The following is a 26,652-nucleotide window of genomic DNA, read 5'->3' on the forward strand; positions in this document are numbered from 1 at the left end:
GTATAAAGGCCGGGCATGAAAAAGGCCAGCGAAACGTGCTGGCCTTTCAGTGGCGCGGATTACATCAGATCAAGGGGGTAATCGACAATCACCCGGTACTCGTGCGTGTCTTGGTCCAGCGAGCCGTAGCCGTTGCCGCCCCGGTGGGTGGCCCACTGCAGGTGCACGGCCAGGTCCTTGGCGGTGCCGCCCTGGACCACGTACTGCACGTCGAAGTCGCGCTCCCAGTGCTTGGCGTGGCGGCCGTCAGCGTTGTACCAAGTGGCGCCGTAGCCGGCGCTTTGCGGGTCGACTTTGCTCAGGTCCAGCTCGCCGCGTGAGTAGCTCACGGCCCCCGTCAGGCCCGGTGCGCCTACGCCGACAAAGTCATAGGCGTACTTGAGTTTCCACGAGCGCTCGTTGGGGCCGTTGAAGTCTGAATACTGCTGCGAGTTATCGAGGAACACGCTGTCGCCCTGGTTGATGTAGTCGAACGGCGTGTTGCCGTTGACCCGCTGATACGCCGCCGTGACGCTGTGGCCGGCCACCCCCAGCACCAAGTGCAGGCTGTAGGTGTTGTTGTCGATGGCGCCCAGCAGTGCCTCGCCGGTGTCCTGGGTGTGGTAGTAGTGCAGGCCCGGGTTGAGGCTGACGGCGTCGCTCAACTGCCAGGTGTAATCCAAGTCGTAGTAGTACTGGTTCCAGATGTCCTTGAGTTCGGCGGCGTAGAGGCTGCTGGTCAGGTTAGGCACCGCGCTCCAGGCCACGCCGGCCCAATTCAGGTGCTGGCTGTCGCGGTGGTCGGGCAGGGTGCCGTAGGACGTGCCAATGCGGCCGTGGCCGCTCTGGTTGTAGAGCTTGGTGAAACTGGCCTGGCCGCCTTCGATCAGCACGCCGTCGAGGTGGGTGTTGCGCAGGCTGAAACCGCGAAAGGTCTGGGGCAGCATGCGGGTCTCGCCGCCTGCGATGACCGGGTTGCTGAGCAGCAGGTCGCCGGCCTTGAGCTCGGTGTCCAGGGCCCGCACTTTCAGGGCGCCGCCGGCGGTAGAGAACGCGCCCGGGGCTTTGCCGTTGCCACTGCCGCTGGGCAGGATGCTGGAGCCGTCGGTGCCACCACCGCCGTCGAGCTTGAGGCCGAGCATGGCGTGGGCGTCCAGGCCGAACCCGACGCGGCCCTGGGTGAAGCCGGATTCAAACACCCCCAGCAGGCCCTGGCCCCATTCGATATTGTCGTCGGCGCCCTGCAGGCGATTGCGGTGCATGTAGTAGTTACGCGCATTGAGCGTGAGGCTTGCGCCGTCGGCGAAGCCATCGCCCGTTGTGTCGTCAGCCTGGGCCGAGGTGCCCAGTGCGGTGGCCAGGGCCAGCCACAGGGGGCTGAGTTTGAGAGTGAGGCTCACAGGGGTAAAAACTCCTTGGGTAATTATTTTTTTAGGGCCACAGATGACTTGTGGGAGCGGGCCTGCCTGCGATGAGGCCGTGTCAGCCGCTGGAGAGGCTGGATACGAGGCGCCCCGGCCCACCTTTTGGCCCACGAAAAAAAGCCGCTAAACAGCAGCGGCTTTGGCTGACAACCGGGCGGGGGAAGAGCCCTGCCTGGCGTCGGGGGAAACAGTCGGGTGGGGCGATCAGCTGTCTTTGTGCGCCGGGTCTTGGGCCGGGGCGGTGGCGCTGTGCTGCGGTTGTTCGGCGTCGCGGGCCTTGGCGGTCAGTTCGGCCCGGGATTTCTCGTAAGCCTCGGCGCGGGCTGCGTTTTTCGCAACAAAGGCGACCGACTCTTCGGCCATCACCAGGGGTGAGAGGAACAACGACGACAGAGCGAACGCGCTGGCAATACCCATTACATTGGACATCTTGAAGACCTTCTTGCAGAGCAAGTGCTATTTGGTGTGAGCAAATTAGCGGTGTTGGCGGCCGGGAAACAGAGCAGATCGCATAAAGGACTGTTGCGTCATCGGCAACAGTGCGGCGGGCAGGGTGCCAGGCTTACGCCGGCAGATAAATACCAAAGGTATTGATACCGCCCTCGCTGCGCACAAACACATCACCGCCGTGCATCAGCGCAATGGCTTTGACGATGGCCAGCCCCAGGCCATGGTTGGCGCCGCTGTTGCGGCGTGAGGCATCGACCCGGTAGAAGCGCTCGAACAAGCGCGGCAGGTGTTCGCCGGCAATGGCCGGGCCGGGGTTGGCCACGGCGAGGGTCACCTGGTGTTCGCCGGCCTCGATGCGCACCTCGATCACCTGCCCGGCGCCGGTGTGCTGCACCGCGTTGTTGAGCAGGTTTATCAGGGCGCGGCGCAAGTGGGCGGTTTCGATTGGCACCTGGGCGTCGCCCTCCACCTGCACCCGCACCTGGGCGTCTTCGAGGATGAAGTCCAGGTAGTCCAGGGTGGTCGCCACCTCGCTGGCCAGGGACGCGGTGGTGAGCTGGGTGGCTTTGCTGCCCTGGTCGGCGCTGGCCAGGAACAGCATGTCGTTGACGATCGAGCGCAGGCGTTCCAGCTCCTCGAGGTTCGATTGCAGCACCTCGAAGTAATGCTCGGCCGAGCGCCCGCGCGTGAGCGCCACTTGGGTCTGGCCGATCAGGTTGGTCAAGGGCGAGCGCAGTTCGTGGGCGACGTCGGCATTGAAGGACTCCAGGCGCGAGTAGGCCTGCTCGACCCGTTCCAGGGTGGCGTTGAAGGCGCTGACGAACTGCTTGAGTTCCGGTGGCAAAGGCGACAGTTGCAAGCGCCCGGACAGGCGTGGCGGCGCCAGGCGTTGGGCTTCGTGGGAGAGTTTTATCAGGGGCTTGAGGCCAATGCGCGCCACCCAGTAGCCCAGGGCCGAGGCCAGCAGCACGCCGACAATCGCCAGGCTAACCAAGGCGACGAGCAAGTGGTGTTGGGTCTGGGAAAAGGTCTCGGTGTCGATGGCGATCAAAAAGCGCAGCGGCGGGCGTTGCTCTTTGGCCGGCAACTGGCTGACCAGCACTTTGAACGGGTAGGCGTGGCCGGGCAGGGTGAGGTCGCGCATGCCCAGCGGGCCGTGGGCGAAGGCGCGCACGCGGGCGTCGGGGGTGCCGTATTCGTAGGCCGGGTCGGCGCTGACGGCCCAGAAGCGGATGCGTTTGTCTTCTTCGCTGAGCAACTTGAGCTTGGCGCTGACCTTGCCCCAGTGCTCGGCGTTGCCGTAGCGGCCCAGGGTGGATTCGAGCACGCTGTAGCGCGCGTCCAGTTCCGCTTCGGGCAACAGGCCCAGGCCCTTGTCCACTTGCAGGTACAACGCGCCGCCAATGAGCAGGAACACCAGCAGCGCCACCAGGGTGAACAGGCCACTGAGGCGCAGGGCGATGGAATCAAACACTGCGGCTCTCCAGCACGTAGCCCATGCCGCGGATGGTGTGCAGCAACTTCTCCTCGAAGGGCCCGTCGAGCTTGGCCCGCAGGCGTTTGATCGCCACTTCCACCACGTTGGCGTCGCTGTCGAAATTGATGTCCCAAACCATCTCGGCAATCGCGGTCTTGGAGAGGATTTCGCCCTGGCGCCGGGCTAGCACGCTGAGCAGGGAAAACTCCTTGGCGGTCAGTTCCAGGCGTTGCCCGGCGCGGGTTGCCTTGCGGCTGAGCAGGTCGATCCACAGGTCGGCGATGCTGATCTGCACCGGTTCGTGGCCGCCGCTGCGCCGCGTCAGGGCTTGCAGGCGCGCCACCAGTTCGAGGAAGGAAAAGGGTTTGCCCAGGTAGTCGTCTGCGCCCTCGCGTAGGCCGCGAATGCGGTCTTCGACGCGCTCGCGGGCGGTGAGCATGATGACCGGCGTCTGCTTGCGCGCCCGCAGCGCCCGCAGCACACCAAAGCCGTCGAGGCCGGGGAGCATGACGTCGAGCACGATCACCGCGTAGTCGCTGCCCAGGGCCAGGTGCAGGCCCTCGATGCCGTCGCGGGCGACGTCCACGGTGTAGCCCTGTTCGGTGAGGCCGCGGTGCAGGTAGTCGGCGGTTTTTTCTTCGTCTTCGATAATCAGGACGCGCATGACCCGCCTCAGTCTGTGGTCGCCAGGGCCGCGTTGGGTGCGGGCATAGGCCGATGGAATAGCCGTTCGAGGGCCAAGTATATGACCGGCGTGGTGAACAGCGTCAGCGCCTGGCTCACCAGCAGGCCGCCGACCACCGCAATACCCAGGGGCTGGCGCAGCTCGGCGCCAGGGCCGGCACCGATCATCAGCGGCAAGGCGCCGAGCAGGGCGGCGAGGGTGGTCATCATGATCGGCCGGAACCGCGTCAGGCAGGCCTCATAGATCGCTTCTTGCGGGCTCAGGCCCCGGTTGCGCTGGGCGTCGAGGGCAAAGTCGATCATCAGGATGCCGTTTTTCTTGACGATGCCAATCAACAGCACCAAACCGATGAGGGCCATGATGGAAAAATCCTGGCCCCACAGCCACAGCATCATCAGCGCGCCGAGGCCGGCCGAGGGCAGGGTGGAGATGATCGTCAGCGGGTGTACGAAGCTCTCGTAAAGCACGCCGAGGATGATGTACACCGCCACCAACGCAGCGAGGATCAGCCAGGGTTGGCTGGCCAGGGAACTCTGGAACGCCTGGGCCGCGCCCTGGAAGGTGCCGATCAGGCTGGCGGGCATGCCGATCTCATTTTTCGCCGCATCGAGCATGCGCACCGCGTCGCCCAACGCCACGCCGGGGGCGAGGTTGAACGACAGGTTGGCGGCCGGGAACATGCCGTCGTGGGCGATGGACAGCGGCCCGACACGCGGCGCCTGCACCGTGGCCAGGGCCGACAGCGGCACCATCTCGCCGGAAAGGGGCGAGCGCAGGTAGAAGTAGTTCAGGCTTTCGGCCTTGCCCCGTTGTTGCGCGTCCAGTTCCAGGATCACGTTGTACTGGTTGGTTTGGGTTTGGTACTCGTTGACCTGGCGCTGGCCGAAGGCGTCGTACAACGCCTGGTCGACATCGCTGGCGGTAAGGCCGAAACGCGCAGCGGCGATGCGGTCGATGTCGATGTGGGTGATGCTGGCGCCCAGTTGCAGGTCGTTGGACAGGTCGCGAAAGGCCGGGTTGGCCCGCAGTTTTTCGCTCAGGCGTTGGGTCCAGGTGTTCAGCGTCGGCCCGTCGTTGCTCTTGAGCACGTATTGGTACTGGCTGCGGCTGGGGCCGGAGCTGAGGTTGATGTCCTGGCCGGCGCGCATGTACAGCACGATGCCCGGCACCTTGGCCAGTTGCGGGCGGATGCGGTCGATGAACTGGCTGGCGGACACGTCGCGCGCGCCGCGCTCCTTGAGGGCAATCCAGAAGCGGCCGTTGGCGATGGTCTGGTTGCTACCGGTGACCCCCACCGAATGGGAAAACGACTGCACCGCCGGGTCGGCGCCGACGATCTTCGCCAGCTCGCGGTGCTTGGCCACCATGTCCGGGTACGACACATCGGCCGCCGCCTCGCTGGTGCCGAGGACGAAACCGGTGTCCTGCACCGGAAAAAAGCCCTTGGGGATCAGCACATAACCGGCCACTGCCATGGCCAGGGTCAGGCCGAAAATTCCCAACATCAGCCGCTGATGGGCCAGGGCCTGTTGCAGCCAGCGGTCGTAGCCGGCCAGCAGGCGTTCGCCGAACCCCGGCGTGGCGTGGGCGTGGTGTTTGGGCGCGCCCATGAACAGCGCCGCCAACGTCGGCGCCAGGGTCAGGGACACCACCACTGAAATCAGGATGGTCGCGGTGGCGGTCAGGGCGAATTCCTTGAACAGCCGCCCCACCACGCCGCCCATGAACAGCAGCGGAATAAACGCCGCCACCAGGGAAAAACTGATGGACACCACGGTGAAGCCGATCTCCGCCGAGCCCTTGATCGCCGCCGCGCGCCGGCCCAGGCCCGCCTCCAGGTGACGGTGGATGTTCTCCACCACCACAATCGCGTCGTCCACCACAAAGCCCACGGCAATGACGATGGCCACCAGGGTCAGGTTGTTCAGGCTGAACCCCATCACGTACATCAGGGCAAAACTGGCCACCAGCGACACGGCCAGCACGCTGGAGACGATCAGGGTCGCCGACCACTGGCGCAAGAACAGCGCCATCACCGCCACCACCAGCAGCACGGCGATCAGCAGGGTCAGCTCCACTTCATGCAGGGACGCGCGGATGGTCTTGGTGCGGTCCGACAGCACCGCCACCTCGACCGACGCCGGCAGCATGCCTTGCAGGCGCGGCAGCTCGGCCATGATCCGGTCCACGGTGGCGACAATATTGGCCCCCGGCTGGCGCGAGATCACCAGGTTGACCCCCGGCGTGTCCCCGGACCAGGCCTGTACATAGGCGTTCTCGGGGCCCTCAACCACCCGCGCCACGTCGCGCAGTTGCACCGGCGCGCCGTCTTGGTACGAGACGATCAACTCGCCGTACTCCTGGGGGTGGAACAACTGGTCGTTGGTGGACAGGGTAGAAATGCTCGACGCGCCGTACAGCGCGCCCTTGGCCAGGTTCAGGCTGGCCTGCTGGATCGCCACGCGCACATCGGCCAGGGTCAGGCCGATGGCCGCCAGTTTGTCCGCCGAGGCCTGCACGCGGATCGCCGGGCGTTGCTGGCCGGTGATGTTGATCTGGCCCACGCCGTCGATCTGGCTGATTTGCCGGGCCAGCAGGGTTTCGACGTAATCGCTCAACTCGGTGCCGGGCATCTGGCTGGAATTGATGGTCAGGATCAGCACCGGGCTGTCGGCCGGGTTGACCTTTTTCCAGGTCGGCAGGCTCGGCATGTCGTCGGGCAGTTTGCCGGCGGCGGTGTTGATCGCCGCTTGCACCTCTTGCGCGGCGGTGTCGATGCTCTTTTCCAGGGTGAATTGCAGGGTCAGGTTGGTCGAGCCCAGGGCGCTGGTGGAAGTCATCTGGGTGATGCCGGGGATGGCGCTGAACTGCACTTCCAAAGGCGTGGCCACGGAGGAGGCCATGGTGTCCGGGCTGGCGCCGGGCAACTGGGCGCTGACCTGGATGGTCGGGAATTCCGCCTCGGGCAACGGCGCGATGGGCAGCCGTGGGAAGGCGATCAGGCCCAGCAGTACCAGGGCGAACGTCAGCAGCAGGGTGGCTACTGGGTGGTCGATGCACCAGGCCGACACCGAACCCCGGCCCGTCATGGCGCCACCTGCGCGGCGGCGGTTTCGATCACCGGGGGCGGCTCAGTGAGCACCTCGATTTTCGAGCCGGCCTTGAGCCGTGACTGGCCGTCGCTGACCAGCACATCCCCAACGTTCACGCCTTGGAGGACGGTCTGCTGGCTGTCTTGGTACAGCACCTGCACCGGTACGGTTTGCACCGCATCCCCCGTTACCCGGTACACAAAGTGCCGCTCCAGGCCACGCTGCACCACGCCGGGCGGCACCACCAGGGCGGCCTTGTCCACGGCGGTCTGGATTTTCAGGGTCACCAACTGCCCCGGCCACAGGCGGTGGCTGTCGTTGGCAAATTGCGCCTTGGCCCGCAGGGTGCCGGTGTTGGCGTTGATTTGGTTGTCGATCAGGCTCAGTTGGCCCACCGCCAAACGCTCGCCACTGAGGTCATCGGTATCGGCGCCGAGAAAGGCGCTGACGGTGGCGCGCTCCTGGGCGCCGATCAGCCGTTGTAGCGTCGGCAACTGCTGCTGGGGCAAGGAAAACTCGACGCCAATGGGGTCGATCTGCGTCACCGAAAACAGCCCCTGGGCGTCGCTCATGCGCAGCAGGTTGCCTTCATCCACCGTGCGAATGCCCACGCGGCCAGTGACCGGCGAGCGGATCTGCGTATAGGAAAGCTGCACCTGCGCCGCATCGATGGCGGCCTGATTGCCCTGGGTGGCGGCCTTGAGCTGGCTGACCAGAGCCAGTTGCTGGTCGTAGGTCTGCTTGGACACGCCATCGTCGACGCTCAGCAGTTTGTAGCGCTTGAGGTTGACCTGGGCCACCTGCAACTGCGCCTGGCTCTCGCCCAACTGGGCGCGGGCCTGGTCGAGGCTGGCGCGGATGGCGCGGTCGTCCAGGGTCGCCAGCAGGTCGCCGGCCTTGACCCATTGCCCTTCCTTGACCAGCAAACGGGTGAGGGTCCCGTCGATCTGCGGGCGGATCACCACGCTGTGCAGCGACAGCACCGAGCCGATGGCCGTGACGTAACGCGGGACATCGCGCTCCACCACGCTCACCACCCGCACCGGCACCGCACTGGCGGCGGCGCGCTTGGCCGGCGCCGGGCGGTCGAGTAGCCACAAGGCCAGGGCGGCGAGCACCATCAAGGCGATGGCGAGCAACAGGGGTTTCTTCTGGATACGCATGCTTATGGAACGCCAGAGCAAAGGGTCGAGGGGGCAGTGCCGTACTTATAACCGCTGGCGCCGGTCAGCACCGTGACCGCCAACTGACAGGGCTGACAGGTTCGCGCCGATCATCGGTGCAAGGCGCCCGTCCAACAACCCTGGCACGCAGGTATACTGGCGCCTTTCGCGGCCCGCCAGTGGCCCGACCCACTGCCTGCACCGGAGCTTCCATGACTTCCCGCACGTCCCCGCCCGTGGCCACCGCCCCGGACGCCGAACCGGCTGACCTGACCCCCGAGGCCCAGGCCGACGCCGACGGCCAACCGTCCATCCCTGCCTTCAAGTTCCCGTTCAAGCCCGGCGAATTGGCTGGCGCGAAAAAAGCCGACCAGCCCTGGTACAAGAACGGCGCCAAGAACGGCCACACCAAAACCCCCGGCGCCGCGCCTCCCGGCACCCGCCGCTCGATGGGCAAGCGCTGAGCCCCACGCCCATCCGTCTTCACACAGGAGCAGCACTGGGGTTGCTCCGCGGTCGTCACGGCACACAACGCTTGAGTCGAAACCTTGGCGTCAATGAACCGCTGAAAACCGCCCCTGCCCGACGCAACCCTTGCCACGGCTCGCTTTCGCCCAAGCCCTCGTAAATTCACGCCGTTGCGGGCGTCTGCAATACGACTTTAGTGGCGATTTAATTGCACAGAAACTGAGCCAGATCAAAATTTGTGCACTCAGTGCGCTTAGAGTCAGCAGCCCTGCCGACCCCTGACAAAACGAGCGCGCAAGCCATGAAGATCAATTTGCCGGTGACCGGGCGCAATGTGGACTTTGCCCCGGACGCGAACATCCTTTCGACCACCGATCTCAAAGGCGCGATCACCTACGCCAACAAGGACTTCATCGACATCAGCGGCTATGGCCGGGAAGAGTTGCTGGGCTCGCCGCACAACCTGCTGCGCCACCCCGACATGCCGCCCGAGGCGTTCGAGCACCTGTGGGCCACGCTCAAGGGCGGCAACTCGTGGATGGGCATGGTGAAAAACCGCTGCAAAAACGGCGACCACTATTGGGTCAGCGCCTACGTCACCCCGGTGACCCGCAACGGCCAGGCCGTGGAATACCAGTCCATCCGCACCAAGCCCTCAGCCCACCAGATCGAGCGCGCAGAGCGGGCTTACACGCGCATGCGCAACCCGCGTTCCTCCTTGCGCCAGTTGACCCCGGTGTTGGGCCTCAAGACCCAATTGTGGTTGATGCTGGCCGCGCTGATGACCCTGGTGCTGGGCGCCGGCACCTGGCTGGCGGCGTTCTCGCCGTGGCTGGCGTTGCTGGCGTTGGGCGCGGGCATGGCCCTGGGCGGCGTGGGCATGCACCTGCTGCTGCGTCCTCTGGACCGCATCACCCAGCGCGCCCGCCGCATTGGCGACAACCCGCTGAGCCAGCGCATCTATGCCGGGCGCAGCGATGAACTGGGGCAGATCGAATTCGCCTTCCAGATGCTCGAAGCCCAGGTCGGCGCGGTGGTCGGGCGTATCGGCGACGCCTCGCAGCGCCTGGCTGGGCACGCCGCGGAGCTGGTGGAACACCTGCAAAGCAGCCACACCAGCACCCTGGCCCAACAGGCCGAAACCGACCAGGTCGCCGCCGCCATCCACGAAATGGCCGCCAGCGTGGCGCAAGTCGCCGGCCACGCCCAACGCGCCTCCCAGGCCGCCGACCAGGCGGGCAGCGAAACCCTTGAAGGCCATCACCTGGTGGGCGAAAGCCGCAGCGCCGTGCTGTTGCTGGCCACCGAACTGGCCAACGCCACCGAAGTGATCCACCAACTGGAAAGCCACAGCACCGAGATTTCCGGCGTGCTGGAAGTGATCCGCAGCATCGCCGAGCAAACCAACCTGCTGGCCCTCAACGCCGCCATCGAGGCCGCCCGCGCCGGGGAACAGGGCCGCGGCTTCGCCGTGGTCGCCGACGAAGTGCGCGGCCTCGCCCAGCGCACCCAGCAATCGACTAACGAAATCCAACGCATGATTAGCACCTTGCAAACCGGTGCCCGCGATGCAGTGGTAGTGATGCAGCAAAGCAGCCAACACGTGGAAAACAGCGTCGACCAAGCCCAACGCGCGGCGACGGCGTTGGACGGCATCAGCCGCCGGGTCAAACAGATCACCGAAATGAGCGTGCAAATCGCCTCGGCGGTGGAAGAACAAAGCGCGGTCAGCGAAGACATCAACCGCAACATCATCAGCATCCGCAGCGCCTGCGAAGTCACCGTCACCGCCGGCCAGCAAAGCCACGTCAACTCCGGCGACGTGGCAGGCCTGGCCGGGGACCTGCGCATGCTGGCGCAGGAGTTTTGGCATAAGCGCCACTGAGGCGCGCGCTGCCGTTACGCCGCGCGCAGGGAAATAAACGCGTAGTTGAGCGGGGTTTCCCGGGTGACTTGGGCGCCGGTGGCTTGGACTTGCGCGGCGATGTCTTCGCCCGAAACGTGGAATTGCCAGGGCTGGGCGGTGGTCGCGGCGATGCGTTCTGGGGCCATGGCGTTGGCGAAGGCGGCCATGTCGGGCAGGTAGGCGGTGAAACCGTCGCCCTTGAGGGCGGTGGTGTGGATGCCCAGTTGCTGGCAGATGGCTTGTTTGCTGTGGATATCGTCGCGGTCGGCCTGGCGTGAACGTTGGATCAGGGCGGCCAGTTCCGGGTCTTGCAGTTCGCCGCCGAGGATCAGTTGCGGGCCTTGTTCCCAGGCTTCGCTGGGGCAGTCTTTGGCGCTGGGCGCCAGGGCGATGTGCGGGTTGATTTCCATCGGGTAGATACGGCACACCAGCGGTCGGCGCTGGTAAATGCGGCATAGCTTGTCTTCGTCCAGGTTGCGGCACGGGCCGACATTGAACGCGGCGAAGGTGATGGCGACAAAGGCCTCGGTGGCGCCGCTGGGTACCTGACAGGAGCGGCGCTGGGCGTGTTCGCGTTGTTGCGCCACCAGGCCCAGGCCGGTGCCGAGAAAACCTTCGACCAGAACGATGATGCTGCCACCATCGGCTGCCCATTGGCGGGCTTCGTCCAGGGTCAGGGGGACGTGGTGGTCGGTGCAGCATTTGCCGCAGCCGACGCAGGAAAACTGAGTGTTCATGACTGGCTTGGGTGCCTCTCGGAAAGCAGCGCCGTGACGGGATTATGTCGCCGTCACAGCAGAGCGAGTGGCTCAAGCAAGGAGTACGCCAGTCACTGCGCCTTGCGGATCGAATCCCATTCGGTGACATAGGCTGTCTTACTTTTTTTGTGATAGAGGCACAGTTCGCTGCCTTTGCGCCCCTTCATATGCTTCTGCGGATACTGGCCTTGCAATAGCAACGCGGTGTAGCCGACCCGGTCGTCGAACTGCGCGGGCGCGCCGACGGGGCTGGTTTTAATCAGGCCGCTGGCCTTGGTACAGGCACTGAGCACGGCTTTGTCGTGGGCGGCCCAGGCGTCGGGGCTGGCGGCGTGGGCCTGGAAGGTGAACGCCACAAGGGCGAGCAGAGGCAGGGTGCGGATGTTCATGGCGCGGGGCTCCTTGGCAAAAAAAACGAGTATGCCTCAACGGCATTTTGTAGAAAGCGGGCTCGCCCGCGCAGGGGGGAAGCAGATTTTTACGGCCGCTACGCGCCCGCTTGCTACCTACAGCCGTACCGGGGTGGGGCTGGGTACGGGGGCCATGCCGGCCCGTTGGTACAGGCGCCGGGCGGGGTGGTTGTGGCTCAGCACCTGGAGGTCCAGGCAGGCTTCGCGGCGTTGCTGCAAGACCTCGAAGGCGTGCAGCAGCAGGGCGTGCCCCAGGCCTTGGCGGCGGGCGCGGGGGTGCACGGCGAGGTCTTTGAGGTAGGCGCTGGTCCAGCAGTGGGCCACGCCGACTACACCGTGGCCGTCGCAGGCGATAAAACACAGTTGCGGGTCATATTCGGCGTCGGTGGCAAAGCGTGCCTGCCAGGTGGTGAGGTCGGGCATCGGCTCGCTGTCGCCCTGGTGGCTGAGGCGCAGCAGTGCGTGTACAGCGCCGGCCAGTTCCGGGCAGTAGGTGCGCAGGTGCACGCCCACCGGCCACTGCGGCGCCGGCAGCGGCCCGCGCAGGTCGCGGCGCAGCAGCAGGGCGGGCAGGCTCAGTAGCCTTGTTGGGCCACGGTTTTCGCGGCGGTAATCAGGCATTGGGTCAGTTCGGGCGAAGAGAACTTGGTCAGCACCGCATTGGCCCCGGCCACCCGGGCCTTTTCGCTGTTCATCGCGCTATCGAGGGAGGTGTGCAGCAGCACATAGAGGTGGGCGAAGTCCGGGGTTTCACGCAGGGTGCGGGTGAAGGCGTAGCCGTCCATTTCCGACATTTCGATGTCGGAGACGATCAGGTTGATCTGCTCGGCCGTGCCTTGCAGTTCCAGCAGGCAGTCGATGGCCTCTTTGGCGCTGCGGGCGGTGTGGCATTGCAGGCCGAGGTTGCGCAAGGTATGCACCGACTGTTGCAGCGCTACCTGGCTGTCGTCCACCACCAGGATGCGCGCGTTGCCCAGCACTTCGGCGTCTTCCATGCTCAGCTCGGTAGGGGCCATTTCGATCTGGGCCGGGGCGATGCTGTGGATAACTTTTTCGATGTCCAGCACCTGCACCAGGTTGCCGTCCACCTGGGTCACCCCGGTGATGTACGAGCGCACGCCGCCGGCGCCATAGGGCGGCGGGCGGATGTCGGTGGTCAGGCAATGCACGATCTTGCTCACGGCCTGTACATGCAGGCCTTGTTTGGAGCGGCTGATGTCGGTGACGATCAGGCAGCCGCCGTCCGGGTCCACCAGGGGCCGCTCGCCGAGGGCGCGGCTGAGGTCGATCACCGACAGCGAAGTGCCGCGCAGGGTGGCGATGCCTTTTACGTGGGGGTGGGATTCGGGCAACTTGGTCAGCGGCGGGCAGGGGATGATTTCGCTGACCTTGAGCAGGTTGATTGCCATCAGCTTGCCACTGCGCAAGGTAAAGAGCAGAAGCGAAAGTGAATCTGCGCGGGCATGAGTGGTGGCCATATGAACCTTCTGTGAAAAGTGGCGTGCATTTTAATGCCGCCAAAAAACTATCGTTGACGGGTTATCGACCCATTGTGGGCAGGCTTTAGCGTAGTAGGGCCAGGTTTGTTTCGGTGGTGGCCATGCTGCCACGCCTACGGCCCTCACTGCGTCGGTTATAAATTGTCGTAGGCCGATTCCCACCAATCGCGTCCGTTTGGTCTGATTTCGCGCAATAAATTGCCTCGCTAGCATCGCGTTTTGTCCTGCGCGAGTGCGTGCCATGCCGCCATCCTCTCCCCCAGAAACCGCTGTCCCCGCCGACAACATGCGCGTCGCCCTGGCGTACATCACCGGTGCCCCGGAAAAACTCTTCGACGCCAGTGTCGATACCGCCCTTTGGGTGTGGGAGGCGATCCAGGGGGATTTCAACCAAGACCGCAGCACCGGGCAAATCGCCTTCGACGCGGCGATTTCCATGGTGCCGCTGGTGGACCAGATCTGCGACATGCGCGACTTGGTCGCCAACTGCCGCGAACTGCAAAAAGACCACAGCAACACCTGGGCCTGGGTCGGCCTGTGCCTGACCCTGATCGGCCTGTTTCCGGTGCTCGGTTCCCTGGTCAAGGGTGTGCTGAAGATCTTCTTCCTGTTCATCCGCCGCTCCGGTGGCCATGCCGTGGAGCAGGCCGTGGACGAGGCGATGACCTGGGTCATCACCCTGCTGCGTAAAAAGGAAGTGGTGAAGTACTGGCGTGGCATGAAATGGGGCCAGGTGTTCCAGACACTGGCCGACGCCATCAAAAAGGTGCGCAACCAGATAGACGTCTTGAGGTTGCTGCACGCCTTCGACCGGGGCATTGCCCTGCTCAACACTTTGCTGGGCAAAGTCAAATACGTCCCTGGGGCCGCCGCCAAGGCCGAGCAAACCCTGAACATGGTCAAGGCCGTGCGTTTGCAAGCCAACGCCCATATCGGCAAAGCGCTACAACCGATACGCGACGCCCTCGACATCGTGATCCGCCGGTTGGAGATGGAACACCTGATGCAGCATCGGGCGATCCTGAACACGGTGAATGTGCACTTTCACGGCGGATTGCCCGAGGCGCGGGCGGTGAAATTGATGCGGGACGCGAAGCCGTTGCCGGGGTGGCTGAGTCGGGGGGAGCCGGGGGAGTTTAAGTCGCTGAAGGCGTCTAAAGAAAGAGCAAAGGTCAAGGAGAAAGCTGAGCAAGGCTTTCCGCACCTCGATGATAAGCAGATCAGAACCTTTGCCAAGGGATTGGAGGCAGTTGAACTGGTCGGCCCCCTACGCCTTTACCGCATCATAGGCCCCGGCAGTGTTGCCAGCGCCCAGGACTGGGTCACGGAAGCCGTGTTCAAGCAAATCATGGATTCAGCCAACCCCAAGTCTGCCTGGCGCAAGTACCTGGCGGTGTGGCCGGACTGGAACGTCAATGGCCAGTTCGTGGTGTACGAACTCAAGGCCGGGGAAACCCTCAAGGTCTGGAAAGGCCCCGCGGCGTCCCAAGTCAAGGATGGGGAAATGGAACTAGGTGACCGCTATCTGGAAGGCGGCTGGGAACAAATCAAGTTCGATGCCAAGTTCATCCGCAACAGCGCCGGCGAAAGCACCGCTGAAGCCTTCGACACCCTGACCTACTACCGCGTGGATCGCCATACCGGTCGCATGGAGCCTGCCCCGGACATGAACTACGAGCGTTACAAGAACCTGTCGCCACAAGAGCAGGAGTTCTATGAGTGCCTGCGCGAAAAAATCAATCACCCCGCCATCAGCGGCCCCTTTGATACCGCCTGGGGCATGACCGACTTTGATACCCAACTTAATAACGTGCGCCTCGGCCTGCCCAACTTGCCCGGCCAAGTAACGGAGTTTAAAAAATGAATCCGCTTTATCCGATGACCCCGACTTATCACCTGTCCCTATGGCAAAAACGCCAGGCAGCAATGCTCTATTACTACTCGTCGCAAAGTTACTTGGACGCGTTGTTGCCGAAGATCGAAGAGTTGATCGTCATGGCTGAGATGCTTTTGGAGCGCCGTTCGATTCTCGACCCCCTGATGGTCAGCGAACGCTGGGGTGTACGCGATACGGCAGCCAACTGGAGCACCGGTGGGTTTCCGGCCTTGATTGCCTATCGGCAAAGCACGATGTGGCATATGGCCAAACGCGCCGACCAGTGCTACGGCATCACGGGAACCAATCAATGCGCTCATATGCTGGGCGAACTTTCAATGCAATGGGCCACTGCAGAACAGGAGAAGGAGTTTCGCGAACGGGCCAATGAGGTGTTTTCCTATGGTTTCAAAATTGATGAGGTTATGTGCCGCGATTGGGATGACATCACCTTCTGGTATGTCTGGAAAGACTGCAAACAGCACTTCCCTCAATTACCAAAGTTCAAAGTTCATCTGGATATTGAAGGTGAGACGGGAAGAGTACCGATTCGCACGGGTGTGTACCTCCCTCAGGATGATCCCCATGGTGCTTTGCAGTTCGGTTGGACCGGAGGCGGTGAGGGGATGTGGAAGTCTCTTGAAGAGTGCCAAACATTCAACGACATCGGGCTGGACGCCTTGAACGCAGTTGGGCGAGCAGGCCTGTGGGGCGATGATATCGGGTTATTGAACTTTGCTCGGCAACGTAAATACGCCAGTGTGTTCCCTAACATTGAACATCCGGCCCGCCACGAAATAATGGATAAAGCCTTCACCGAACGCCCCTGCAAGTGGTACTTCGTCGAACTTCTCGAAGGCGAGTTCGAAGACAGCGACCCCGACGCCATGGCCGACGCGCCCGGCAGCGAACCGCAGCACCCGCCGCGCAAAGCCAGCGGCGAGCCGTGCCCCCACGCCGGTTGGTGGTTCAGCCCCGCCCGTGAAGGTTCGCGGCAGTATTTCCGTGATGGCGCAATTTTTCCCAAGCTGGAAGGCGACTACGGCTACACCTTCTGGCTCTGGAGCCCGGATCAGTCCAGGCCAACACTTTGATCGTTAAATGCAGGCCAGGTGAACCCGTCTGGTCTGCACTGCCCGGGCACACAACATGAACGCTCTTTATCCGATGACCCCAACTTATCACCTGTCGCTTTGGCAAAAACGCCAGGCAGCCATGCTCTATTACTACTCGTCGCAAAGTTACTTGGACGCTTTGTTGCCGAAAATCGAAGAGTTGATCGTCATGGCTGAGATGCTTTTGGAGCGCCGTTCGATTCTCGACCCCCTGATGGTCAGCGAACGCTGGGGTGTACGCGATACCGCAGCCAACTGGAGCACCGGCGGTTTTCCGGCCTTGATTGCCTACAGGCAAAGCACAATGTGGCATATGGCCAAACGCGCCGACCAGTGCTACGGCATCACGGGAACCAATCAATGCGCCCATATGCTGGGTGAGTTTTCAATGCAATGGGCCACTGCAGAACAGGAGAAAGCTTTTCGCGAGCGGGCCAACGAGGTGTTTTCCTACGGTTTTAAGATTGACGGTGTCATGGAACGGGGCTGGAACGATGTGATTTTTTGGGTTATTTGGCAGCAAGTTAAAGGGCACTTTGCGCGCTTGCCGAAATTCAAAGTGCATATGGATATTGAAGGTAAAACCGGGGAAGTTCCGCCACGTACCGGTGTCTATGTCTCTCAGGATGATCCTCTGGGTGCCCTGCAATTTGCCTGGACTGGAGGCGGCGAAGGTATGTGGAAAACACTGAAAGAATGTAAAACATTCAATGATATAGGCCTGGACGCTTTGAAAACCTTGGGACGCGCAGGCTTGTGGGGCGATGAAAACGGACTTGCAAGGTTCATTGAACAATCGCCCTATAAAGGCGTCTTTAAAGAGTCGTACTTCTACGCTCGTACCCGAGTACAAGTTCACTCTTTCACCGAATGCCCCTGCAAGTGGTACTTCGTCGAACTTCTCGAAGGTGAGTTTGAAGACAGCGACCCCGACGCCATGGCCGACGCGCCCGGCAGCGAGCCGCAGCACCCGCCACGCAAAGCCAGCGGTGAGCCGTGCCCCCACGCCGGTTGGTGGTTCAGCCCCGCCCGTGAAGGTTCGCGGCAGTACTTCCGTGATGGCGCGATTTTTCCCAAACTGGAAGGCGACTACGGCTACACCTTCTGGCTCTGGAGCCCGGATCAGTCCAGGCCAACACTTTGATCGTTAAATGCAGGCCAGGTGAACCCGCCTGGCCCGAGGCAACATCAGCCCCTAGACCCACCCACGCCTCATTTAAGCCCCAACCGCTTGGCCATGCGCCCCAGGTTGGCCCGGTCCAGGCCTAGCTCACGGGCGGCGCTGGCCCAGTTGTGTTGGTGGCGGTCCAGGCAGGCGCTGATGAGTTGGCGCTGGTACTGCTCGGTGGCCTGGCGCAGGTCGGCGCCGGGTTCGGCAGGGTGCGGGGTGACGGGGGCGGGGGCGCGGGGGGCGGCTACGCTGGGCAGGTCCAGGTCGGCGGCGCTTAGGCTGAGGATTTTCGGGCGTTCGCGGCCGTTGCCCAGGGCCTTGAGGGCGCTGCGGCCGATCAGGTGTTCCAGTTCGCGCACGTTGCCCGGCCAGGCGTAGGCCAGCAGCGCGGCTTGGGCGTCGCTGGTCAGGCGCAGGCTGCCCAGGCCCATGCGCGAGCGGTTTTGCTCCAGGAAGAAACCGCTGAGCAGCAGCACATCGCGGCCGCGTTCGCGCAGGGCCGGGACCCGCAGCGGGTACACGCTCAGGCGATGGTAGAAGTCGGCGCGGTAGCGGCCATTACGCACTTCGGCGGCCAGGTCGCGGTTGGTCGCGGCGATCAGGCGCACGTCCACCCGGTGTTCCTTGTCTGAACCCAGGCGCTGCAACTGGCCGCTTTGCAGCACCCGCAGCAGCTTGGCCTGCACGCTCAGGGACAACTCGCCCACTTCATCGAGAAACAAGGTGCCGCCATTGGCTAGCTCGAATTTGCCGCGCCGGTCGCTGGTGGCCCCGGTGAAGGCGCCGCGCACGTGGCCGAACAGCTCGCTTTCGACCAAGGTGTCGGGCAGCGCTGCGCAGTTGAGGCTGACAAGCGGTTTGTCGCGCCGTGTCGAGGCCGTGTGCAGGGCCTGGGCCACCAGCTCTTTGCCGACGCCGGTTTCGCCGCTGATAAGTACCGTCAGGTCGCTGCCGCCCACCAGGCTGACTTCTTCGAGTAGGCGTTTGTGGGCCTTGCTTTGGCCGATCATCTCCCGGGGTTGCTGGCCGCTGGCCTGGCGGTAGACCTCGGCGCGCTGGTGTTCGTCCTCGGCGCGCAGGGCCAGGCGTTCGATGCGCTCGGCGGCGCTGACGGTGGCGGCGGCGAGGCTGGCGAAGGCGTGCAGGTCGCTCAGGGGGATGGCGTCGAAGCGCCGCGGGTCGAGGGCGTCCAGGGTCAGCAGGCCCCAGGGGCGTTCGTCGATAAACAGCGGGCAGCCCATGCAGTCGTGTACGTGCAGCGCTTCGTCCAGGCCATGGACGAGGCCGTCGTAAGGGTCGGGCAATGGGCTGTCGCTGGCGAAGCGGGTGGGGCCCGGGCCTTCGAGCAGCGCGGCGAACCGCGGGTGCTCGCTGATCTTGAAGCGCCGCCCCAGGGTGTCCGGGCTCAAGCCGTCCACCGCCAGGGGCACCAACCATTCGCCGTCCAGGCGCAGTAACGCGGCGGCATCGCAGGGCAGCAAGGCGCGCATGGCCTCGAGCAGGCGCCGGTAGCGCTCGCTTTCGGGCAGTTCGCGGGACAGGTCGGCCACCAGGGGCAGCAGGGTGGTGAGCAGGGTAGTTGCGGTCATATTGACTCCGTGTAGTCGCAGTGACTATAAGGCGGGCGTTGTCATAATGACTATCTAATATTTAAGTTATTGATTTTTAATGAATTAAAACATGGCACGAATACTGATAAGCCTAAGGTATTCCTAGAAAACACCGGAGTTACCCATGCTGAGCGTCCAGGATCGTGCCATCGTCAAATCCACCGTGCCCCTGCTTGAAAGCGGCGGCGAGGCGCTGATTACCCATTTCTACCGGATGATGTTGTCCGAGTACCCGCCAGTGCGCGTCCTGTTCAACCAGGCCCACCAAGCCAGTGGCGACCAGCCCCGGGCCCTGGCCAATGGCGTGCTGATGTACGCCAAGCACATCGACCAACTCGACCAACTGGGCGATTTGGTGGGGCGCATCATCAACAAGCACGTGGCGTTGCAGATCCAGCCCGAGCATTACCCCATTGTCGGCACCTGTTTGCTGCGCGCCATTGCGCAAGTGCTGGGGGATGAAGTGGCCACGCCTGCGGTCCTCAACGCCTGGGGCGCGGCCTACAACCAATTGGCGCAGATCCTGATCGGCGCCGAAAGCGCCATCTATACCCGCAAGGCCGAGGAAGTGGGCGGCTGGCGCGGTGGGCGCGAGTTCGTGCTGGCGGCGCGGGTGCAGGAGAGCGTGGAAATCACCTCGTTCTACTTCGCGCCCAAGGACCAGGGCCCCGTCCTTGCCGCCGAGCCGGGCCAGTACATCGGCCTGCAACTGTTTATCGAGGGCGAAGAAACCCGGCGTAACTACTCGCTCTCGGCCCTGAGCGACAACGGCCAATACCGCATCAGCGTCAAGCGCGAAGTGGGCGGGCGCGCTTCCAACTACCTGCACGACTGTTTGCAGGTCGGCGCCAGCCTGATGCTGTTCCCGCCGTCGGGGGAATTCACCCTCAGCGCCAGCGCCAAGCCCTTGGTGCTTATCAGTGGCGGCGTGGGCATCACCCCGACGCTGGCGATGCTCGAAGCGGCCCTGGCCAGTGAGCGGCCGGTGCATTTTATCCACTGCGCGCGCAATGGCTCGGTGCATGCGTTCCGTGGCTGGGTCGATGATTTGGCGGTGCGCCACCCGCAACTCAAGCGCTTTTATTGCTATGCCGAAGAGGACGGCATCAGCCCGCCGGCGGACCAGATCGGTTTGCTCGATCAGGAACAACTGGGCCTGTGGCTGCCGGCCGACCGCGACCTGGACGCCTACTTCCTCGGGCCCAAGGGCTTTATGGCTGCGATCAAGCGCCACCTCAAGGCGTTGGGCGTGCCGCCGCAGCAGAGCCGTTACGAGTTCTTCGGGCCGGCGGCGGTGTTGGAGTGATTCGCCGCTAGGCCGCTAGCGCAAGCAGGGCTCGCCCCCACAAGCCACCAGGCCTATTAAGGCCTGGTGGCAGCGCGCCCTGCTCGCGATGGCAGCCTTGAAACCGCCACCGCTGGCAAGCCAGGCGCCGACGGGTGGCCTATGTCGCCAGCCGGGCGCCGGCCAGGCTGCCGCTCAGTTCATAGGCGGCGAGTTCGGCCTGGTGGGCGGCGAGGATTTCCGGCAGGGAGCCGCGCAGGTATTCCACCCAGGTCTTGATCTTGGCATCCAGGTACTGGCGCGAGGGGTAGATGGCGTACAGGTTCAGTTCCTGGGAGCGGTAGTTGGGCATCACCCGCACCAACGTGCCGTTGCGCAGCGCTTCGATGGCGGCGTACACCGGCAACACGCCCACGCCCATGCCGCTGATGATCGCGGTTTTCATCGCGTCGGCGGAGTTCACCAAAAACGGTGAGCTGTTGATGGTGACCATCTCCTGGCCTTCGGGGCCGTCGAACAACCACTTTTCCAGCGGGATCACCGGGCTCACCAGGCGCAGGCAGGCGTGGCCGAGCAGGTCGCCGGGTTTTTGCGGGCAGCCGTTGGCTTTCACATAGGCCGGGGAGGCGCAGACGATGCTGTAGGTGATGCCCAGGCGCTGAGACACGAACCCCGAATCCGGCAACTCGCTGGCCAGTACGATGGACACGTCGTAGCCCTCGTCCAGCAGGTCTGGCACGCGGTTGGCCAGGGTCAGGTCGAAGGTCACGTCGGGGTGGGTTTTGCGGTAGCGGGCGATGGCATCGATCACGAAATGCTGGCCGATGCCCGTCATGGTGTGCACCTTCAACTGCCCGGCCGGGCGCGCATGGGCGTCGCTGGCCTCGGCTTCGGCTTCTTCTACATAGGCCAGGATCTGCTCGCAACGCAGCAGGTAGCGCTTACCCGCCTCGGTCAGGGCGATGCGCCGGGTGGTGCGGTTGAGCAGGCGGGTTTGCAGGTGGGCCTCAAGGTTGGAGACCGCGCGCGAGACGTTGGCGGTGGTGGTGTCCAGCTGTGCGGCGGCGGCAGTGAAGCTGCCAGCCTCGGCGACACTGCTGAAAGCGCGCATGTTTTGCAGGGTGTCCATGGAGTGCACTCAAGGGAGATGGCAAATTGTGACATGAAGTTACGGGCGACCGTGACCCCGACCAAGGGATTATCGCGCTAACGGTAATAAAGATTCACAGGAATGCCCGCTTATCGCCGCTGGGGGCGGACCCTAGAATTGCGTCGTTGTAGGAATGATGCACTTTCACCTGTGGGAGCGGGCTTGCCCGCGAGGGCGGCATGGCTGCTGGTGGGCATGTGCCGGCTGTACTCGCCAGAGCCCGCTCCCACAGTGAGTTAGCCGCTCCCGGAATGTTTTGCCTCCCCTCTTTTTTCAGGAATTCGCAGCAGTGCCGCGTCGCATCAGCAGAGAGCTGAAGACTCTCAGTGTTTGGGCTTTAACCTTGGCAATCAGCGGCTGCATCGGAACCGGAGGTATTGGCCCGCAAGGCCAGGCAATGCCTGTCGCTGCCCTGGCTACCGACGCCGCGATCCAGAGCGCGGCGGCGGATGCCCACTGGCCCAGCGCCCAATGGTGGCGGGCCTATGGCGACCCGCAGTTGAACCGCTGGGTCGAGTTGGCCGTGCAGGGCAGCCCCAGCCTGGCCATGGCCGCCGCCCGGGTGCGCCAGGCGCGGGCCATGGCCGGCGTGGCCGAGGCCGCCGAGGCGGTGCAGATCAACGGCACTTCTACCCTCAAGCGCCACAACTGGCCCACCGACCCGTTCTACGGCCCGGGTGATTTGGCCAACTCCACCACCTGGGACAACAATGCCGCCCTGGGCCTGACCTATGCCCTGGACCTCTGGGGCCGCGAGCGCAATGCCACTGAGCAGGCCCTGGACCTGGCGCACATGAGCGCCGCCCAGGCGCGCATGGCCCAGCTCGAATTGCAGAACAACGTGGTGCGCGCCTATATCCAGTTGTCCTTGCACTACGCCCGGCGCGACATCGTCTACGCCACCCTTGAGCAGCAACAGCAGATCCTGGCCCTGGCGCAACGGCGCCTGGACGGCGGCATCGGTACCCATTTCGAGGTCAGCCAGGCCCAGACCCCGCTGCCCGAAACCCACCGTCAACTCGATGCCCTGGACGAAGAAATCGCCCTGAGCCGCAACCAATTGGCTGCCCTTGCAGGCTTTGGCCCGGGGCAGGGCGCCCAATTGCAACGCCCGTCGCTGTCGCTGGGCGCGCCGTTGCCATTGCCCTCGGCCTTGCCCGCGCAACTGCTGGGCCAGCGCCCGGACGTGGTCGCCAGCCGCTGGCAAGTGGCGGCCCAGGCCCGTGGCATCGACGTCGCCCATGCCGGGTTCTACCCCAACGTGGACCTGGTGGCCGGCCTGGGCTTCATGGCCACCGGCGGCGGGGCGCTGGAGTTCATCACCGGCAAAAAACTCAACTACAACGTCGGCCCGGCCATTTCCCTGCCGATCTTCGACGGCGGGCGCCTGCGCGCCCAGTTGGGCGAAGCGTCCGCCGGCTACGACCTGGCCCTGGCGCAGTACAACCAGACCCTGATCGACGCCCTCAAAAGCATCAGCGACCAGTTGATCCGCCGCGAGTCCATGGACAAGCAGCAAGCCTTCGCCGCCGAGTCCGTGGCCTCGGCGCAAAAGACCTACGACATCGCCACCATCGCGTTCGAGCGCGGCCTCACCGACTACCTCAACGTACTCAACGCCCAGACCCAGTTGTTCGCCCAGCAGCAGGTGCAGCAGCAGGTGCAGGCCGCGCGCCTGAGTGCCCACGCCGAACTGGTGACCGCCCTGGGCGGCGGCCTCGGGGCCGGCGATGACAGCCCGCCCGAAAGTACCACCGTCGCCCACAAAACCCCGGCCGCGTTGGCCGTTTTCGACCACTAAAAGAAGGCCGCAATGACTCCCTTGCCCGCACCGCTGCGCTGGCTGTATGCCTTGGAATGGCGCCGTGGTTTCTTCGACTGGGCACGCAGCGATGGCGTGACCTGGGTGTACATCTTCAAGGTGTTGCTGGCCGCATTCCTCACCCTGTGGCTGGCGATGCGCCTGGAACTGCCGCAACCGCGCACGGCGATGATTACCGTGTTCATCGTCATGCAGCCGCAAAGCGGCCATGTGTTCGCCAAGAGTTTCTACCGCTTCCTCGGCACCCTCGCCGGCTCGGCGGTGATGGTGGCGCTGATCGCCCTGTTCGCGCAAAACACCGAACTGTTCCTCGGCTCCCTGGCCATCTGGGTCGGCATTTGCTCGGCGGGCGCGGCGCGTTACCGCAACTTTCGCGCCTACGGTTTCGTGCTGGCCGGGTACACGGCGGCGATGGTCGGCCTGCCGGCCCTGGCCCACCCGGACGGCGCCTTCATGGCCGCCGTGTGGCGGGTGCTGGAAATCTCCCTGGGCATTCTCTGCGCCACCCTGGTCAGTGCCGCGATCCTGCCGCAAACCGCCAGCGCCGCCATGCGTAACGCGCTGTACCAGCGCTTTGGCGTGTTCGCGCTGTTCGTCACCGACGGCTTGCGCGGGCGCAGCCAGCGCGAGGCGTTCGAGCGCGGCAACGTGCGTTTTATCGCCGAGGCGGTGGGCCTGGAAGGGCTGCGCAGCGTCACCGTGTTCGAAGACCCGCACATGCGCCGGCGCAACGGCCGTTTGAGCCGCTTGAACAGCGAGTTCATGGGCATCACCACGCGCTTCAACGCTTTGCACCAGTTGCTCGAACGCCTGCGCAGCAACGCCGCCGACCATGTGGTGGCGGCGATCAAACCCGGTTTGCAGGACCTGGCCGAGCTGCTCGACGGCTTCTCTGGCCGCGCCCTCACCGATGCCGACGCCGCGCGCCTGGCCGCCGCCCTGGCGGCCTACAAGGAAGGCCTGCCGGCGCGGGTGCGCAGCTTGCGGGCGCAGTTCCAGGAAGGCGCGCCGAGCGAGGCTGAGCAGCTGGATTTCCACACCGCCTACGAATTGCTCTACCGCTTTGTCGATGAGCTGCACAGCTACGCCCAAACCCACGCCTCCCTGGCCGACCACCACCACGCCCGCGAGCAATGGGACGAACCCTACACGCCGCAAACCAATTGGCTGGCGTCGACTGCTTCGGGGTTGCGCGCGGCCTTCATTCTGTTGGTGCTGGGCAGTTACTGGGTGGCCACGGCCTGGCCCAGCGGCGCCACCATGACCCTGATCGCGGCCGCCACCGTCGGCCTGTCCGCCGCCACGCCCAACCCCAAGCGCATGGCGTTCCAGATGGCGTGCGGCACCTTGGTCGGCGCGGTGATCGGCTTTATCGAGATGTTTTTCGTGTTCCCGTTGATCGACGGTTTCGCGTTGCTGTGCGTGATGCTGGCGCCGGTGATCGTGCTGGGCTCGTTCCTGTCCTCGCGCCCACAGTTCGCCGGGGTGGGCCTGGGCCTGTTGATCTTCTTCAGCACCGGTTCGGTGCCGGACAACCTCACCGTCTACAACCCCTACAGTTTCATCAACGACTACATCGCCATGATCATGGGCATGCTGGTGTGCGCGGCGGCGGGGGCGATCATCCTGCCGCCCAACAGCCGCTGGCTGTGGCAACGCCTGGAGCAGGATTTGCGCGGCCAAGTGGTGTACGCCATCAGCGGCAAACTCAAGGGGTTGGGGTCGAGTTTCGAGAGCCGCACCCGCGACCTGCTGCACCAGGCCTACGGCTTGGCGGCGGGCCAGCCCAAGGTGCAAAGCGAGCTGCTGCGCTGGATGTTCGTGGTGCTGGAGGTGGGCCACGCCATCATCGAGTTGCGCAAGGAACAGGCGATTTTGCCAGTGCACCCGGCCTACGCGGCGTCGCAGCCGTGGCGCCAGGCGATCCGCGTCATGGGCCGCTCGCTGGTGCGCCTGTTTTTGCAACCGAGCCAGAGCAACCTGGAGCGTGGCTTGATTGCCGTGGACCACGCCATCAGCCGCGTGCAGGCCACCGACGAGCCTTTCGCGCCGCACTTCGACACCTCGGCCCTGCGCCGGGTCAAAAGCTACCTGCACTTTATTCGCACCTCCCTGCTGGACCCGCAATCGCCGCTGGCGGCCTATGCCGTGGCCAAGCCCCAAGGATTTGCCCATGCCTCGTGAAATCGCCTTCCACGGCCTGTACATGCCGACCATGACCCTGATGTTTTTCATCGCGGCAGGCCTGGCCTGGGCCCTGGACCGCTTCCTGTCGGGCCATGACCTGTACCGCTTCTTCTGGCACCCGGCGCTGCTGCGCCTGAGCCTGTTCGTGTGCATTTTCGGCGCCTTGGCGCTCACTGTTTACCGTTGAGAACGACCCGATGAAAAAGCTCTTCAGCCTGCTCGCCACCTTGCTGGTGCTGGCCCTCGCGATGTGGATCGGCCGCACCTTGTGGGTGCACTACATGAACACCCCCTGGACCCGCGACGGGCGGGTGCGCGCCGACATCATCAACGTCGCCGCCGACGTCACCGGCGAAGTGGTGGATGTGCCGGTGCGCGACAACCAATTGGTGAAAAAGGGCGATTTACTGATGCAGATCGACCCCGAGCACTACCGCATCGCCGTCAAGCAGGCCCAGGCCCTGGTGGCCTCGCGCAAGGCCACGTGGGAGATGCGCAAGGTCAATGCCCACCGGCGTGCCGACCTCGATAGCCTGGTGATCTCCCGGGAAAACCGCGACGACGCCAGCAACATCGCCGACGCCGCCCTGGCCGACTACCAGCACGCCCAGGCGCAACTGGATGCCGCCGAACTGAACCTCAAGCGCACCCGCGTGCTGGCAGCGGTGGACGGCTACGTCACCAACCTCAACGTGCACCGGGGCGACTACGCGCGCATCGGCGAGGCGAAAATGGCCGTGGTCGATATGAACTCGTTCTGGGTCTATGGCTTCTTCGAGGAAACCAAGCTGCCGCGGGTAAAAGTCGGCGACCCGGCCGACCTGCAACTGATGAGCGGCGAAGTACTCAAGGGCCACGTGGAAAGCATCTCGCGCGGCATCTACGACCGCGATAACCCTGAAAGCCGCGAACTGATCGCCGACGTCAACCCCACCTTCAACTGGGTGCGCCTGGCCCAACGGGTGCCGGTGCGCATCCACCTCGACGAAGTGCCCGACGGCGTGTTGCTGGCGGCGGGGATCACCTGCACGGTGGTGGTCAACCCGGGCCAGTAGACAAGCCGCCAGTAGGCGCGAGCGCGCCCGCGATGAGGCCGGTGCAACCACAATGTTGTCGCCAGTAATG

22 protein-coding genes and 1 pseudogene are annotated in these 26,652 nt (G+C 64.2%); 11 read left to right on the forward strand and 12 right to left on the reverse strand.

Annotated elements, in window-relative coordinates:
* Window positions 1–59: 59 nt before the first annotated feature.
* The 6 genes from CKW13_RS01030 to CKW13_RS01055 form a co-directional block, all read right to left on the reverse strand.
* Window positions 60–1,346 (reverse strand): OprD family porin, encoded by a 1,287-nt coding sequence (locus tag CKW13_RS01030; protein ID WP_371856211.1) that lies wholly within the window; start codon window positions 1,344–1,346, stop codon window positions 60–62.
* Between the two features lie 261 nt (window positions 1,347–1,607).
* Complete coding sequence (locus CKW13_RS01035; protein WP_095106096.1) at window positions 1,608–1,832, reverse strand: hypothetical protein; 225 nt, start codon at window positions 1,830–1,832, stop codon at window positions 1,608–1,610.
* Between the two features lie 133 nt (window positions 1,833–1,965).
* Window positions 1,966–3,327, reverse strand: coding sequence for a heavy metal sensor histidine kinase (locus CKW13_RS01040; RefSeq protein ID WP_095106097.1), 1,362 nt, complete (start codon window positions 3,325–3,327; stop codon window positions 1,966–1,968).
* Window positions 3,320–3,994, reverse strand: a complete 675-nt coding sequence (locus CKW13_RS01045) for a heavy metal response regulator transcription factor (RefSeq protein WP_095106099.1) — start codon at window positions 3,992–3,994, stop codon at window positions 3,320–3,322. The genes CKW13_RS01040 and CKW13_RS01045 overlap by 8 nt, the downstream gene beginning before the upstream one ends.
* Before the next feature lie 8 nt (window positions 3,995–4,002).
* Complete coding sequence (locus tag CKW13_RS01050) at window positions 4,003–7,104, reverse strand: multidrug efflux RND transporter permease subunit (protein ID WP_095106100.1); 3,102 nt, start codon at window positions 7,102–7,104, stop codon at window positions 4,003–4,005.
* Window positions 7,101–8,270 (reverse strand): efflux RND transporter periplasmic adaptor subunit, encoded by a 1,170-nt coding sequence (locus CKW13_RS01055; protein WP_095106101.1) that lies wholly within the window; start codon window positions 8,268–8,270, stop codon window positions 7,101–7,103. Before CKW13_RS01055 ends, CKW13_RS01050 begins: the two co-directional genes overlap by 4 nt.
* Window positions 8,271–8,482: 212 nt before the next feature.
* Here CKW13_RS01055 and CKW13_RS01060 point away from each other — a divergent pair, with 212 nt between their 5' ends.
* From CKW13_RS01060 to CKW13_RS01065, 3 genes and pseudogenes are all read left to right on the forward strand, one after another.
* A complete protein-coding gene (locus CKW13_RS01060; RefSeq protein ID WP_095106102.1) occupies window positions 8,483–8,734 on the forward strand; it encodes a hypothetical protein in 252 nt (83 codons plus the stop codon).
* Window positions 8,735–9,039: 305 nt separating this feature from the next.
* Window positions 9,040–9,321: pseudogene (locus CKW13_RS24915) on the forward strand (PAS domain-containing protein); the annotation flags it as partial.
* 198 nt (window positions 9,322–9,519) lie between these two features.
* A complete protein-coding gene (locus CKW13_RS01065; RefSeq protein ID WP_371856212.1) occupies window positions 9,520–10,623 on the forward strand; it encodes a methyl-accepting chemotaxis protein in 1,104 nt (367 codons plus the stop codon).
* Between the two features lie 14 nt (window positions 10,624–10,637).
* On the opposite strand, the gene CKW13_RS01070 is transcribed toward CKW13_RS01065, so the two are convergent.
* From CKW13_RS01070 to CKW13_RS01085, 4 genes are all read right to left on the reverse strand, one after another.
* Window positions 10,638–11,381 carry a YkgJ family cysteine cluster protein gene (locus CKW13_RS01070; protein WP_095106105.1) on the reverse strand — a complete coding sequence of 248 codons (744 nt, stop codon included), beginning with the start codon at window positions 11,379–11,381 and terminating at the stop codon, window positions 10,638–10,640.
* Window positions 11,382–11,473: 92 nt separating this feature from the next.
* Window positions 11,474–11,791, reverse strand: a complete 318-nt coding sequence (locus CKW13_RS01075) for a hypothetical protein (protein ID WP_095106106.1) — start codon at window positions 11,789–11,791, stop codon at window positions 11,474–11,476.
* A 117-nt stretch (window positions 11,792–11,908) separates the two neighbouring features.
* On the reverse strand, window positions 11,909–12,433 hold the full coding sequence (locus tag CKW13_RS01080; RefSeq protein ID WP_095106108.1) for an N-acetyltransferase: 525 nt from the start codon (window positions 12,431–12,433) through the stop codon (window positions 11,909–11,911).
* On the reverse strand, window positions 12,388–13,290 hold the full coding sequence (locus tag CKW13_RS01085) for a chemotaxis protein CheV (protein ID WP_095106109.1): 903 nt from the start codon (window positions 13,288–13,290) through the stop codon (window positions 12,388–12,390). The genes CKW13_RS01080 and CKW13_RS01085 overlap by 46 nt, the downstream gene beginning before the upstream one ends.
* A 262-nt stretch (window positions 13,291–13,552) precedes the next feature.
* Here CKW13_RS01085 and CKW13_RS01090 point away from each other — a divergent pair, with 262 nt between their 5' ends.
* From CKW13_RS01090 to CKW13_RS01100, 3 genes are read left to right on the forward strand one after another with little or no spacing between them, the layout of a single operon-like run.
* Entirely contained in the window at window positions 13,553–15,175 is a 1,623-nt protein-coding gene (locus tag CKW13_RS01090) for a hypothetical protein (protein WP_095106110.1), read from the forward strand.
* On the forward strand, window positions 15,172–16,281 hold the full coding sequence (locus CKW13_RS01095; protein WP_095106111.1) for a hypothetical protein: 1,110 nt from the start codon (window positions 15,172–15,174) through the stop codon (window positions 16,279–16,281). The genes CKW13_RS01090 and CKW13_RS01095 overlap by 4 nt, the downstream gene beginning before the upstream one ends.
* A 55-nt stretch (window positions 16,282–16,336) precedes the next feature.
* Window positions 16,337–17,446 (forward strand): hypothetical protein, encoded by a 1,110-nt coding sequence (locus CKW13_RS01100; protein ID WP_141233935.1) that lies wholly within the window; start codon window positions 16,337–16,339, stop codon window positions 17,444–17,446.
* 68 nt (window positions 17,447–17,514) lie between these two features.
* Here CKW13_RS01100 and norR read toward each other — a convergent pair whose 3' ends face one another.
* Complete coding sequence (norR, locus tag CKW13_RS01105; protein ID WP_095106115.1) at window positions 17,515–19,062, reverse strand: nitric oxide reductase transcriptional regulator NorR; 1,548 nt, start codon at window positions 19,060–19,062, stop codon at window positions 17,515–17,517.
* A gap of 145 nt (window positions 19,063–19,207) precedes the next feature.
* Between norR and hmpA the strand changes: the two genes are divergently transcribed.
* A complete protein-coding gene (gene hmpA / locus CKW13_RS01110) occupies window positions 19,208–20,389 on the forward strand; it encodes an NO-inducible flavohemoprotein (protein WP_095106117.1) in 1,182 nt (393 codons plus the stop codon).
* A 139-nt stretch (window positions 20,390–20,528) separates the two neighbouring features.
* Here hmpA and CKW13_RS01115 read toward each other — a convergent pair whose 3' ends face one another.
* Window positions 20,529–21,497 (reverse strand): LysR family transcriptional regulator, encoded by a 969-nt coding sequence (locus CKW13_RS01115; RefSeq protein ID WP_095106119.1) that lies wholly within the window; start codon window positions 21,495–21,497, stop codon window positions 20,529–20,531.
* 310 nt (window positions 21,498–21,807) lie between these two features.
* On the opposite strand from CKW13_RS01115, the gene CKW13_RS01120 reads away from it, so the two are divergent.
* The 4 genes from CKW13_RS01120 to CKW13_RS01135 are packed head-to-tail and all read left to right on the forward strand — an operon-like array spanning window position 21,808 to window position 26,582.
* Window positions 21,808–23,319: an efflux transporter outer membrane subunit gene (locus CKW13_RS01120; protein ID WP_095106121.1), complete on the forward strand. Its 1,512-nt coding sequence runs from the start codon at window positions 21,808–21,810 to the stop codon at window positions 23,317–23,319.
* A gap of 12 nt (window positions 23,320–23,331) precedes the next feature.
* The gene (locus tag CKW13_RS01125) at window positions 23,332–25,524 is read left to right on the forward strand and encodes an FUSC family protein (protein ID WP_095106123.1); all 2,193 of its coding nucleotides are present in this window, start codon (window positions 23,332–23,334) and stop codon (window positions 25,522–25,524) included.
* A complete protein-coding gene (locus CKW13_RS01130; RefSeq protein ID WP_095106125.1) occupies window positions 25,514–25,714 on the forward strand; it encodes a DUF1656 domain-containing protein in 201 nt (66 codons plus the stop codon). Before CKW13_RS01125 ends, CKW13_RS01130 begins: the two co-directional genes overlap by 11 nt.
* A 10-nt stretch (window positions 25,715–25,724) precedes the next feature.
* Window positions 25,725–26,582: an HlyD family secretion protein gene (locus CKW13_RS01135; RefSeq protein ID WP_095106127.1), complete on the forward strand. Its 858-nt coding sequence runs from the start codon at window positions 25,725–25,727 to the stop codon at window positions 26,580–26,582.
* The last annotated feature ends 70 nt before the right edge of the window (window positions 26,583–26,652 follow it).

The sequence above is a fragment of the Pseudomonas sp. Irchel 3E20 genome (assembly GCF_900187645.1).
GTDB lineage: Bacteria > Pseudomonadota > Gammaproteobacteria > Pseudomonadales > Pseudomonadaceae > Aquipseudomonas.